This is a genomic window from Billgrantia desiderata (assembly GCF_900108215.1).
In the GTDB taxonomy this organism is placed as follows: Bacteria; Pseudomonadota; Gammaproteobacteria; order Pseudomonadales; family Halomonadaceae; genus Halomonas; species Halomonas desiderata.
The window spans coordinates 282,458-295,488 of record NZ_FNVC01000001.1; the positions used below are offsets into that span (position 1 = coordinate 282,458).

A 13,031-nucleotide genomic window follows, 5' to 3' on the forward strand; every position below is an offset into this window, starting at 1 on the left:
GCGGCTTGAGTCGTGCTTTGGTATGTCAGGCCAAAGTGGTGATGTGCATGCCACTTACATGGCGTTAATCTCTCATCACCTCCAATAACAAAGAGACGAGACGTCATGCGTATTCTGATGCTTCTACTGGCTGTCGTTTCGCTTGCCGGTGGATTCTTTCTCGTCACCCTCAGCGGTGCGGGTTGGCAGGCCTGGCCAGCTCTGGGTCTGGGACTGCTGGCAGGTATGCTGCTGGCGCTGAGCGGGGCAGCTGCAGTTTACCGTGCCGATGCGAATTCGCTGGCCGCTATCCGTGGCTGGCTTCCAACCACCCGTGATTACCTCTCGCTGCGTCGTATGGCCCATGGCCTGATCCGCCAGGCCAGCGCCACGGCCATCGCTTCGGCCGAGGTGTCCCACCATGCCGACCGCATGGACCATCGCCTCGAGCGCCAGGAGCAGACGGTCCGGGAAGCATCATCGAGCATGGCCGCGATCACCTCGGCCATCGAGCAGGTAGCCGCCAGCGCCGCCAACGTGGCCACTCTGGCCAGCCGTTCACGCGATGCCAGCCACGTCAGCCGCGAGTCGCTGAGCCAGGTCATCGAAGAGATGCAGGCTCTGGCGGAGCGTTCCGAGGAAGCCCTGGAACTGCTCAACGTGCTGAGTCAGAAGGCCGACAGCGTGCGCCATGTCACCTCCCTGATCGAAGAGATCGCCGAGCAGACCAATCTGCTGTCTCTCAACGCCTCCATCGAGGCCGCCCGCGCCGGTGAGCACGGCCGCGGATTCGCCGTGGTGGCCGGCGAGGTGCGTCAGCTTGCCGGCCGTACGGCGGACGCGACCCGCAACGTCGAGGCCCTGGTGGGCGACATCGGCGACAGCAGTCATCGTGTGGTCGATACCATTGGCCACCTGATGCAGCGGGTGGGAGAGCGGGCCAAGGAGATGAGCAAGGTGGGCGAGCAGCTCACCGAGATGACCGGGCACTTCGATCAGGTCGAGGGCGAGATTCGCTCCATTGCCGTGGCGATGGAAGACACCAACAAGCATTCGCAGCGGGTGGCCGGTACCCTGGGCACGCTGCAGGAAGATGCCGAGCAGGGCAATCGCGACATGCACGGGCTGGCCAGCCAGGCCCGAGCGCTCATGGCAGGCGCCGAGGGGGTCGATGCGGCGCTGGCACAGCAGCGCCTGGAAGGGCGTCATCAGCAGGTGTTCGAAGCGGCCCGGGAAACGGCGGTCAAGCTCGGCAAGCTGCTCGAATCCGCCATCAAGAAGGGCGAACTCGACGAGCAAACCCTGTTCCACGCGACCTACACCCCCATTCCCGGCACCAACCCCCAGCAGTACGTGACCGGCTTCGTCGATTACACCGACGAGCATTTCCCGCCCATTCAGGAGCCGCTGCTCGAGCGTCTGGGCGTTGCCTACGCCATCGGCATCGACCGTCGCGGCTACATTCCGACGCACAACGATAGCGTCAGTCGGCCGCCGACGGGTGACTACGAGCACGATCTCAAGTTCTGCCGCAATCGGCGCATTTACGAAGATGCGACGGGGCAGCGCTGCGGTACCCACGAGCAGACGTTGCTGCTGCAAACCTACAAGCGCGATACCGGCGAAATCATGCACGACCTCTCCGTGCCGATCTACGTCGAAGGCAAGCATTGGGGTGGTTTTCGCGTAGGCTACAAGCCGGAAGCCGCCTGATTCGGCCGCGACGACGCAGCGAGGCTCATTGGCGATAGTCGGCCATGAAGCGATCGTCCAGCCAGCGCTTCCAGAGCAGGCTGCTGCGGCCGGCCCACCACAGCCGGCCACGGATGGCCAAGCCTTGGCCGTGCCCCAGATCGAGAATCGTCAGCGCCTGAGCCTGGGGGCGGTAGCGCTGCAGCGGGCGCCCGTGAAGCCGGGCTTCGAGATTGGCCAGCAGTACCGGTGCCTGTCGTACGCCGTAGACGCCCAGCCGGGGCAAGGCGTGCGCCACCAGGGCGGCACAGTCGCCGGCAGCGAACACGTCAGGGTCGTCCACGCTCTGCAGGGTGTCGTGCAGAGCCAGCCCCCTTCCATCAATGAATGTCAGCCCCAGGCCACCCAGCGTATCCGGCGGCGCCAGCCCACTCGCGTGGATGACATGGCCGCACTCCAGCAGCCGCAAGGCGTCCTGGCCCATGGTCGCGCCCTCCTCCGCGATCAGCAGGCCGTCCCGATGCTGCGAGACGGCGCGCATGCCAACTCGCACTTCCACGCCGATGCGACGCAGATAACCTTCCAGCCAACGACGTGCGCCGGATGGAGCGGTCGGGATCAGCTTGCGTGAACGGGAGACCAGGGTGATGGCAATCTGCGCCGCATGCCTTGTCGCCAGGGAGCGCAGGTTGCAGGCCAGCTCCACGCCGCTGGCGCCACCGCCCACCACCACCAGCGCGGGGCGCTCGCCTCGTTCGAAGGCGTTTGACAGGTAATGTCGCAGAGCGACGAGCTGTGCAATGGGCTTGACGGCCCATACCCCGGGACCGTGGGAAGCGGCAGAGGGGGTAGGTGCACAAGAGCCCAGACTGAGGGAAATCAGGTCATAGCCGAGCGTGCGACCATCCGCCAGCTGGGCCTGGCGTCCGGCGCGGTCCAGCCCCACGAGGCGGCCTCGAACGCTGTCGAGACCGTACTGCCGGGCGAGCCGTCGCGGGTCGCTGCGGATCTCCGCGGGGTCATGCGCGCCGCCCAGCATGCCGGCGGCCATGCCGGAATACCAGAACGCGCCCGGATCGACGATGGTGATGTCTGCATCGGCCAGCCGGTGGCGATGGCGCATCAGGTAGAGGTGGGCATGGCCGGCACCGATCAGGACGATATGCGGCCGGCCACCCCCTCGCAGCGCCGACATGGGATCAGAGCCTCTCGCTCTGTTGCGGTGCGCCGGCCGGCGCGAGAGTGGAGCGAGATCTGTCGTTCCAGGCCGACCATGAGTAGAGCGCCAGGCTGGCCCAGATCAGCCCGAAGGTGCCCAACTGCACCAGCGACAGGGGCTCGCGGAACACCAGCAGGGCGATGAAGAACTGAATGGTGGGGTTCAGGTACATCAAGAAGCCCAGCGTGGCCAGACGCAGGCGTCGTGCCGCACCGGCGAAGGCCAGCAGGGGGAGGGCAGTGATCACCCCGCTGGCGATCAACAGCAGCGTGAGCCGTGGCCCGTCCATGAAGTGGGAGAGTTCGGCAGCACTGAGCCAGGCCAGGGCCATCAGCCCCAGCGGGAGCAGCAGCAGGGTTTCGACGAATAGTCCGGACAGCCCATCCAACGGTACCTGTTTGCGTAGCAGGCCGTAGGTGCCGAAGGTCAACGCCAGCGTCAGGCTGATCCATGGCAGCTCACCCAGCAGCACGAGCTGGATGACGATGGCCGTGCCTGCCAGCAGCACCGCAATTCGCTGCAGTCCCGCCATGGCCTCGCGCAGTACCAGCAGGCCCAGCGCCACGTTGACCAGTGGCGTGAGAAAATAGCCGAGACTGGCCTGAAACACTTGGCGGGTCTCGACGGCATAGATGTACAGTCCCCAGTTGGTGGCTATCAGCACGGCGCAGCCCAGCACCCGGCCCAGGCGGCGTGGCTCTGACAGCGCCCTGCGAATCGGCCCCCAGCGCTTGAGCAGTGTCACCAGCCCGACCAGGAACAGACAAGACCAGATGATGCGATGGATCAGCACTTCAAAAGCGGGAACGCCCTCGAACAGGGCGAAGAAGAGAGGAAAGCAGCCCCACATGACATAGGCGAGCAGGCCGAACCCGACACCTCTGGCGGCTTCACGATCCGTGAGGGGCAACGCTGACATTTGCGATTCTCTGTAGTGTGGAAAGGCTTAAACTTAGCAGGCTATGGTATTGATCACCATGCTCTGATGCAGCCACCGGCGCAACGGCATCCGGGCTGACGCACGGCGACGCCTGGGGTAGGCTGGACCTTCAATCTCGGGCAAGACACAGCAAGGGAATCAACATGAGCGATTTGCGTACCACCCTGGTGCAGTGCGACCTGCGCTGGGAGGACCCCGATGCGAACTGCCGCCTGCTCGACGAACTGCTGGGTGAGCTCGACGGCGAAGAGACCGATCTCATCGTGCTGCCGGAGATGTTCTCTACCGGCTTCACCATGAACTCCCGTGAAATGGCCGAATCCATGGCCGAAAGTCGCGCCGTGGCCTGGTTGACCGAGCAGGCACGCAAGCGCAACTGCGTCGTCACCGGCAGCGTGGCGATCGTCGAGGACGGCCGCTACTACAATCGCCTGGTGTGGGCGCGACCGGACGGCAGTCTTGCCACCTACGACAAGCGACACCTGTTCCGCATGGCCGGTGAGCATGAGCGGTACTCCATGGGGCACGACAGGGTCATCGTCACGCTCAAGGGATTTCGCATCTTGCTCAGCGTCTGCTACGACCTGCGCTTTCCGGTGTGGTTGCGCCAGAGCCCCGGGCCGGGCGAACACTTCGAATACGACGCGCTGTTGTGCGTGGCCAACTGGCCGGCACCACGGCGACACCCGTGGCGAATTCTGCTGCAGGCCCGTGCCATCGAGAACCTGTGTCCGGTCATCGGGGTCAACCGGGTCGGCGAGGATGCCAACGGCATGCAGTACGCCGGCGACTCGATGCTGGTGGACTTCAAGGGCGAGGCGATCATCGATGAGCCCCACGGAACCACCTTCATCAAGACCGCCACGCTCTCGCATGACGATCTCGCGGCCTTCCGCGAGAAGTTTCCCGCCTGGCGCGACGCCGACCACTTCACGCTGGCCGATGGGGTCGGGTTCTGATGCGCCTGGATCGTTTTCTGGCGGAAACCACCGAGCTGACGCGCAGCCTGGCCAAGAAGGCGCTGCAGCGCGGTGAGGTCACGCTGAATGGGGTAGTGACGAAGCAGGCCGCGACGAAGGTAGGCGAAGACGACAGGGTGGAGTGGGGCGGCAAGCCCCTTGCCCTGGTCGGTTTGCGCTATGTGATGCTGCACAAACCCACCGAGGTGGAGTGCAGCGCGCGGCGCGGACTCTATCCACGCGCCGTGGATCTGATCGAGCTGCCCAAGGCCGAACGACTGCAGACGGTAGGGCGGCTCGATGTCGACACGACCGGCCTGGTGCTGCTCACGGACGATGGTCAGTGGGCGCATCGTGTCACGTCGCCGCGCCGGCGCTGCGCCAAGGTGTATCGTGCCACTCTGGCCGAACCGCTGACGGGCGATGCACTCAGAGCTGCCATCGCGCGCTTCGAGGAGGGTCTTCTGCTCGATGGCGAGGAGAAGCCGACACTGCCGGCGGAACTCGTCATGCGCAGCGATCGTGACGCCGAACTGACGCTGTACGAAGGGCGCTACCATCAGGTCAAGCGCATGTTCGCCGCTATCGGCAATCACGTCACGGCACTGCACCGGGAGAGTGTGGGGCCGCTGACGCTGGGTTCGCTCGGCCCGGGGCAGTGGCGCGAGCTGCGCCCCGATGAAGTGGCTGCCTTCGACTGATCAAGTGACGGTAGATGCATACGTTTCGCAGCGATCGCGTCCGCTGCGTTTGGCATGGTAGAGCGCCGTATCTGCCAGTTGCACCAAGGCGCAGGGATCGTCGGTATGGGTCGGATAGCTGGCGATCCCGCAGGACAGGGCGACACGTCCGAGTGCGCTGTCGCCATGCTCGAAACGATGCCTGCGAACCGCCTCGAGCAGGCGCTCGATGGCTTCTCTGGCCTGTCCTTCCGCCGTCGAGGGCATGAGAATGACGAACTCCTCGCCACCAAGGCGGCAGACCACATCCGCCTCGCGGAAATGCTCACCGATCAGCCTGGCCGTGGTGACCAGGACGCTATCCCCGGCTTCATGGCCGTGCAGGTCGTTGAAGAGTTTGAAATGGTCGATATCGAGCATGGCCAAGGTCAGAGGCGTGCCGCGCTTGGCAAGGGCGGCCTCGCGGGCAAGCATCTCATTGAAGTAGCGCCGGTTCTTGAGTCCTGTCAGGGGATCCTGGTAGGAGAAGATGCGAAAGCGTTCGACCATCTGCTGCAGCTCCCCGGTCCGCTCCGCCACCTCCTTTTCCAGGCGCTGGTTGAGCACGACCAATTCACGCTGGGTACGGGCGTAGTGGCGCAGCGAGATGGCCACGATGACGAGGCTGAACAGGAGCGCGCCCAGGCTGACCGGAATGCGCTGCCAGGCCAGCAGACCATGAGCGACCGACATGTCCAGCAGGAGCAGCAAGGCGAACACGCCATAGGCGGCGATGATCAGGCGTTGCTCTCCGCCGAGCCGTTTTAGGCTGGCGATGAGCAGGGTGAACAGTAGCGGCAGGCTGATGGCCAGCAGGACATCGTAGACGGGAAAGGTGCTGGACAGATTGACGACGCCGGCGAGAGCCAGGCCGATTGCCAGCAACCAATAACCCAGGTGGAATTGCCACAGGTACCGAATCCAGCGCTTCTGCCGGCCGGAGAACCAGGTTTCCAGTAGCAGCCCGATTCCCACTGGCAGGGCAAAGTAGCCACCCGCAGCCATATAGTCCCACGCCAGCGGCCTGGCCAGCAGGAACTGGCTGGCCTGGGTTTCGGCCAGGATCATGATACCGGTGGCGAAGGAGAACAGCGCAATGCCGATGAAGTTTCGGCGTCGCTGCTGCACCAGGGCAAAGCCGGCGGCGAGCAGGGCGAGCAATAGGCAGAAGGCACTGACGGCCAGGTCGGTCGCCGAGCGCTGGAGTATCATGGTGAACAGATCGGGGCGATCCATCAGTCGAACTTCGCCCCACAGGCCGATATCGGTGTAGTCGGAATACACCCGGAAGGAGAGCTGGCGGCCGGCGAAATCCTCCGGCAGGCTGATCATGTGCCAGGGCCAGCCTACGAACGGCCCCTCGCCGCGCTCGTCGAAACTGCCATGCTGATAGATCAGCACGTCGTCCAGGAAGACCTGGGCAATGAGGTCGATGCTGTAGACGTACAGCACCGGATCGCGCCACTCGCCAGCCGGCAGGGTGATCCTGAACCAGGCATGACGTCTGCCTTCTCGCCCCGGCGGGTTGGAGGGAAAGTCGATGCTTTGCCAAGTGCCCTCAGGGGCGGTTTCGCGTAGCCAGGCGGGTGTGCCGTCGGCCAGCTGCGGCGAGTCTCCCCAGCGATATTCCCAGCCCTCGTCGAGATCCAGCGCCGGTGTCGAGGCAACGCCCATGGCCGGCCACAGAAGCAGCGCCAGAGACAGCGTTATGCAGGGCCACAGTAGCGGGACAAGGCGGCGCATGGTGACGTTCCGGTCAGTAGGATTCACATTATGTCATGGTGTGTGTTGAAATCGCGCAAGATGTTCTCTAGGGTCGTTTTATACCGTTATCTTCCTTCAGTTCCCTTACGCATTGCCATCTTTGCGGAAATTCATTCTTGCGCAGACAGACCGGCCGCCTTGACCAGAGCCCTCGTATAGCCGCTGGTCGGTTCGGCCAGCAGCGGAAGACATTCACCCTGTTCCACCAGTTCGCCGTCCTTGAGCACCAGAATCCGATGCGCCATGGCGCGAACCACTGCGAGATCGTGGCTGATGAACAGATAGCTCAGGCCGCGGCGAGCCTGCAGGTCACGCAGCAGTTCGACAAGCTGCTTCTGTACCGTTCGATCGAGTGCCGAGGTCGGCTCGTCGAGCACCACCAGCGCCGGCTCGAGAATCAGAGCCCGTGCCACGGCAATGCGCTGCCGCTGGCCACCCGAGAACTCATGCGGGTAGCGGGCGGCACAGTCGGGCGGCAGCCCGACCTCCTGAATGGCTGCCTTCACACGCTCGGCCACTTCATGCTCGGACAGCTCGGGATAGTGGAAGCGCAGCCCCTCGCTGATGATGTCCGAGACGGGCATGCGCGGCGACAGCGAACCGTACGGATCCTGAAACACCACCTGCACACGCCGACGCCGCTTGCGCAGGGCATTGCCGGTCAGACGGTCCAGCCGTTCGCCGTCGAGTTCGATCTCCCCGCGCGACTCCACCAGACGCAGCAGGGCCATGGCCAGGGTGGTCTTGCCGGAGCCGGACTCGCCGACGATGCCCAGGGTTTCACCGGGAGCCAGGTGCAGGTCGATCGGCTTCACCGCCTCGAATGCGGGCGGGCGCTTGGCGAACAGACGCTTGGAGCGCTGGAAGCTGACCGAGACGCCGCGTGCTTCGAGCAGCCGCGCCGTCGAGGTGACGGGGGCGGGGCGCCCCGTCGGTTCGGCATCCAGCAGGGTGCGGGTATAGGCGCTGCGCGGCGAGGAGAAGACCTCGCCGACCGGACCGGTCTCCTGTTCCTGGCCGTTGTAGAGCACACAGACGCGATCGGCGTGCCGCCGCACCAGGTTGAGGTCGTGGGTGATGAACAGCATGCCCATGCCATGGCGCTCACGCAGCTCGGCGAGCAGAGCGAGAATGTCCTGCTGCACGGTCACGTCGAGCGCCGTGGTGGGCTCGTCGGCAATCAGCAGTTCGGGATCGTTGGCGATGGCCATGGCGATCATCACGCGCTGGCGCTGGCCGCCGGAGAGCTGGTGCGGCCAGGCGTCGAGCAGCTCGTCGGGCCGCGGCAGCTTGACCTGCTCGAGCAGTTTGCGGCTGCGCTCACGCGCTGCGCGCCCTGACAGCCCCTGATGCAGGCGCAGGGTCTCGCCGATCTGCTTGGCGATGGTGTGCAGCGGATTCAGCGAAGTCATCGGCTCCTGGAACACGAAGCCTACACGCCTGCCCAGCAGCGACTGCCACTGGCGCTTCTTCAGGGCGGCGAGATCGGTCTCGCCCAGCCAGCGCCCGCCGCTGACGTCGGCGTTGTCCGGCAGCAGGTTCATGGCACCGAGTGCCGAAACGGACTTGCCGGAGCCGGATTCGCCCACCAGTGCCAGGGTTTCCCCCCGGTGAACCTCCAGCGAGAGCTCCTTGAGAACCGGCTTGTCGCCGAAGGCGATCGACAGTTTGTCGAGGCGAAGCAAGGGCTGTGAGTCAGGCATTGGGCTGAGTCCTGGTCAACGGGGTGGCGCTTGGGGCGTGCTGGATATGGCGTGGATCGAAGGCATCGCGTAGCCCTTCGCCGATGAAGACCAGCAGCGACAGCATCAACGACAGGCTGACGAAGGCGGTGATGCCCAGCCACGGAGCATGCAGGTTGTTCTTGCCCTGAGCGACCAGTTCGCCCAGGGAGGGCGAGCCGGGGGGCAGGCCGAAGCCGAGGAAGTCGAGGGCCGTCAGGGTGGTGATGGCGCCGGTGAACAGGAACGGGATGAAGGTCAGCGTGGCGACCATGGCGTTGGGCAGCACGTGACGCCACATGATCAGCCGCGACGGCAGGCCCATCGCCTTGGCCGCGCGGACGTATTCCAGGTTACGCGCGCGCAGGAACTCGGCGCGCACCACGTCCACCAGGCCGAGCCAGGAGAACAGCAGCATGATGCCCAACAGCCACCAGAAGCCGGGCTGTACGAGACTGGCCAGGATGATCAGCAGGAACAGCACCGGCAGTCCCGACCATATCTCGGTGAGCCGCTGGCCGATGAGGTCTGTCTTGCCGCCGAAGTAACCCTGTATGCCGCCGATGATCACCCCCATCACCAGCGAGCCGGCAGTCAGCACCAGGGCGAAGAAGACCGACAGGCGGAAGCCGTAGATGACCCTTGCCAGCACGTCGCGCCCCTGGTCGTCGGTGCCCAGCCAGTGGCGGGCGTCGGGCGGAGAGGGCGAGGGCCGCATCATCTGCATGTCCAGCGTCTGATAGGAGAAGGGAATCAGCGGCCAGAGCGCCCAGCCGTTCTCCTCGATCTGCTGCTGGATGAAGGGGTCGTGGTAGTCGGTGCGGGTGGGCAGGAAGCCGCCGAACTCCGTCTCGGGGTAATCCACCAGCAGGGGCACGTACCACTGCCCGTCGTACTGCATGACGATCGGCTTGTCGTTGGCGATCAGCTCTGCCGCCAGACTGACCACGAACAGGGCGAGGAAGATCCACAGCGAGACCCGGGCACGCCGGTTGCTGCGAAACACATCGATACGACGGCGCGCAATGGGCGAGAGCTTGGCGGTGAAGGCAGTCAGCATCGTCTCAGGACTCCCGGGTCTCGAAATCTATGCGCGGGTCCACCCAGACATAGGTGAGATCGGAGATCAGCTTCAGGATCAGCCCGATCAGGGTATACAGGAACAGGGTGCCGAAAATGACCGGGTAATCGCGCTGCATCACCGCTTCGAAACCGAGCAGGCCGAGTCCTTCCAGCGAGAAGATCACCTCGATCAGCAGCGACCCGGTGAAGAAGATGGTGACCAGCGCCCCCGGCAGGCCGGCGATGATGATCAGCATGGCGTTGCGGAAGACGTGCCCGTACAGGGTGCGCCGGTCGCTGGCGCCCTTGGCCCGCGCCGTCAGCACGTACTGCTTGTGAATCTCGTCGAGGAAGCTGTTCTTGGTCAGCATGGTCAGGGTGGCGAAACTGCCGATGGTCATGGCCGTGACCGGCAGGGTGATGTGCCAGAAGTAGTCCTTGATCTTGCCCCAGGTGGAGAGCTCATCGAAGTCCGGCGAGGTCAGGCCTCGCAGCGGGAACAGATCCCAGTAGCTGCCGCCGGCGAACAGCACGATCAAGAGGATGGCGAACAGGAAGCCGGGGATGGCGTAGCCGACGATCACCAGCCCCGAGGTCCAGACATCGAAGCGTGAGCCGTGGTGCAGCGCCTTGCGTATCCCCAGCGGGATCGAGATCAGGTAGACCAGCAGCGTGGTCCACAGGCCCAGCGAGATCGACACCGGCAGGCGTTCGATCATCAACTCCACCACCGGTCGGTCGCGGAAGAAGCTGTTGCCGAAATCGAAGGTCACGTAGTCGCGCATCATGGTCAGGAAGCGGATGTGCGCCGGCTGGTCGAAGCCGAACTGCTGCTCGAGCTGCTCGATGAAGCGCGGGTCGACGCCGCGGGCGCCGCGCGACTCATCCTGCACCACCACATCGCCGCCGCCGGCATCCAGACGGGTGCTGGCCATGGCGTCCATGCCCTCGAAGCGGGCCAGCATCTGGTCGATGGGGCCGCCCGGAGCGGCCTGCACGATGATGAAGTTGAGCAGCATGATGCCGATCAGGGTCGGGATCATCAGCAGCAGGCGGCGCAGGATGTAGCGACTCACGATAGATCATCCTCGTAGGAGCTTGGGTGACGAACGGCGACTGCCTACCTGCGTCGCAGACGGCGGTTCAGCTCGGCTTCGCGGTCGGTGTCGACCCACCAGGCCGAGAGGTCCAAGCCATACTTGGGAAACGGCTCCGGATAGCCGAACTTGTCCCATACCGCTATGCGGGTCTCGCCGGAATGGTACTGGGGAATGGTGATGAAACTCCACAGCAGCACCCGGTCCAGCGCCCGCGTGGCGGTATTGAGCTCCTCGCGGCTGTCGGCGCGGATGATGCGTTCCACCAGGGCGTCCACCGCCGGGCTCTCGAGCCCCATCAGGTTGCGGCTCTGGGGCGAGTGGGCAAACTCGCTGGTCCAGTACTCACGCTGTTCGTTACCGGGATTGTTCGACTGGGGGAACTGGCCGACCACGATGTCGAAGTCGAAGCTGCGCAGGCGGTTGAGGAACTGGTTGATGTCGACGATACGCAGCCGCCCCTGCACGCCCAGCCGCGACATGTTGCGCAGCATCGGCTGCACCACGCGCTCCATGCCGCTGTCGAACAGCATGACCTCGACGGTGAGAGGGCGACCGCGCTCATCGACCAGCCGGCCGTCGCGTACCTCGTAGCCGGCTTCGAGCAACAGGTCGTAGGCCAGCCGCAGGCGCTCGCGAAGATCTTCGGGGTGGTCGATGGGCACCGGACTGTCGAATACGCGCGAAGGAAGCTCGTCACGATGGGGCTCGAGCAGTTCGAGCTCCGCCTCGCTCGGCAGGCCTTCAGCGGCCATCTCGGAGTTCTGGAAGTAGCTCTGGGTGGGGTGATAGGAGTCGTAGAACAGATTGGCGTTGAGCCAGGGGAAGTCGAAGGTCAGGTTCAGCGCCTCGCGAACGCGGGGATCCTGGAACTTGTCGCGGCGCAGGTTGAACACGAACGACTGCATGCGCGAAGGCTGACCGTCCGGCACGGTGATCCGCTTGACCAGACCGTCGCGATAGGCAGGAAAATCGTAGCCGATGGCCCAGGTGGCCGCGCGGGCATCGATTCGGTAGTCCATCACGCCTGCCTTGAAGGCTTCCCAGGCGATGTCGCGATCGCGGTAGTAGTCGTAGATCAGGCGGTCGATGTTGTGGCGACCGACGTTGACCGGCAGGTCGCGCCCCCAGTAGTCGTCGTCGCGCTGATAGACGATGCGCCGACCTGGCTCGACGCTGGCGATGCGATACGGCCCCGAGCCGGGATGCCGCGCCAGCGTCGGTACACTGAAGTCGCGCTCTTCCCAGTAGTGCTTGGGCAGGATCGGCAGCTGGCCGACGATCAGCGGCAGTTCGCGTGAGTGGTTGGTGGAGAACTCGAAGCGCACGGTATGTGGGTCCAGCGCCACGACGCGCTCGACGTCGGCGTAATAGCCGCGATAGAACGGATTGCCCTCTTCGATCAGCAGGTTGAAGCTGAATACCACGTCCTCGGCGGTTACCGGCTCGCCGTCGTGAAAGCGGGCTTCAGGACGCAGGTCGAATTCGATCCAGTAGCGTTCCGGGTCGAGCCGCATACCTTCGGCCAACAGGCCATAGACGCTGAACGGCTCGTCGGCGTTCTCGGTCAGCAGCGTATCGTAGATCTGGCCGATGCCGATGGCCGGCGTGCCACGGATGATGAACGGGTTGGTCGAATCGAAACTGCTGCCTACCGCCGCCTGTGTCATGGTGCCACCCTTGGGAGCCTCGGGCTCCACATAGGGAAAGTGGCTGAAATCTTCGGGCAGGGCAGGCTCATCGTAGAGTGCCAGACCGTGTACGGTGGGAACGGTATCGGGATCGGTGTCGGCCGCGAGCGGCAAGGTCCAACCACCGAACAAGAGGCAGCAGCACAGAGTGGAGCGCAAGACGAACCGCATCTAAGACATCCTTGGTA

10 protein-coding genes are annotated in these 13,031 nt (G+C 64.5%); 3 read left to right on the forward strand and 7 right to left on the reverse strand.

Annotated features, from left to right (window positions below; all coding sequences use genetic code 11):
• Positions 1-105: 105 nt before the first annotated feature.
• Positions 106-1,692 (forward strand): methyl-accepting chemotaxis protein, encoded by a 1,587-nt coding sequence (locus tag C4S71_RS01305; RefSeq protein ID WP_234277128.1) that lies wholly within the window; start codon positions 106-108, stop codon positions 1,690-1,692.
• Between the two features lie 25 nt (positions 1,693-1,717).
• Here C4S71_RS01305 and C4S71_RS01310 read toward each other — a convergent pair whose 3' ends face one another.
• Complete coding sequence (locus C4S71_RS01310) at positions 1,718-2,866, reverse strand: NAD(P)/FAD-dependent oxidoreductase (protein ID WP_103967945.1); 1,149 nt, start codon at positions 2,864-2,866, stop codon at positions 1,718-1,720.
• Between the two features lie 4 nt (positions 2,867-2,870).
• A complete protein-coding gene (gene rarD / locus C4S71_RS01315; RefSeq protein WP_086509776.1) occupies positions 2,871-3,809 on the reverse strand; it encodes an EamA family transporter RarD in 939 nt (312 codons plus the stop codon).
• A 164-nt stretch (positions 3,810-3,973) separates the two neighbouring features.
• On the opposite strand from rarD, the gene C4S71_RS01320 reads away from it, so the two are divergent.
• Positions 3,974-4,789 (forward strand): amidohydrolase, encoded by an 816-nt coding sequence (locus C4S71_RS01320; protein WP_103967946.1) that lies wholly within the window; start codon positions 3,974-3,976, stop codon positions 4,787-4,789.
• Positions 4,789-5,490, forward strand: a complete 702-nt coding sequence (locus C4S71_RS01325; RefSeq protein WP_103967947.1) for a pseudouridine synthase — start codon at positions 4,789-4,791, stop codon at positions 5,488-5,490. The genes C4S71_RS01320 and C4S71_RS01325 overlap by 1 nt, the downstream gene beginning before the upstream one ends.
• Here C4S71_RS01325 and C4S71_RS01330 read toward each other — a convergent pair whose 3' ends face one another.
• From C4S71_RS01330 to C4S71_RS01350, 5 genes are all read right to left on the reverse strand, one after another.
• Positions 5,491-7,251: a sensor domain-containing diguanylate cyclase gene (locus C4S71_RS01330; protein WP_103967948.1), complete on the reverse strand. Its 1,761-nt coding sequence runs from the start codon at positions 7,249-7,251 to the stop codon at positions 5,491-5,493.
• A gap of 131 nt (positions 7,252-7,382) precedes the next feature.
• Complete coding sequence (locus tag C4S71_RS01335; protein ID WP_103967949.1) at positions 7,383-8,975, reverse strand: ABC transporter ATP-binding protein; 1,593 nt, start codon at positions 8,973-8,975, stop codon at positions 7,383-7,385.
• Positions 8,968-10,053, reverse strand: coding sequence for an ABC transporter permease (locus C4S71_RS01340; RefSeq protein WP_086509781.1), 1,086 nt, complete (start codon positions 10,051-10,053; stop codon positions 8,968-8,970). The genes C4S71_RS01335 and C4S71_RS01340 overlap by 8 nt, the downstream gene beginning before the upstream one ends.
• 4 nt (positions 10,054-10,057) lie before the next feature.
• Entirely contained in the window at positions 10,058-11,131 is a 1,074-nt protein-coding gene (locus tag C4S71_RS01345; protein ID WP_086509782.1) for a microcin C ABC transporter permease YejB, read from the reverse strand.
• A gap of 44 nt (positions 11,132-11,175) precedes the next feature.
• Complete coding sequence (locus tag C4S71_RS01350) at positions 11,176-13,014, reverse strand: extracellular solute-binding protein (protein ID WP_086509783.1); 1,839 nt, start codon at positions 13,012-13,014, stop codon at positions 11,176-11,178.
• Positions 13,015-13,031: the final 17 nt, after the last annotated feature.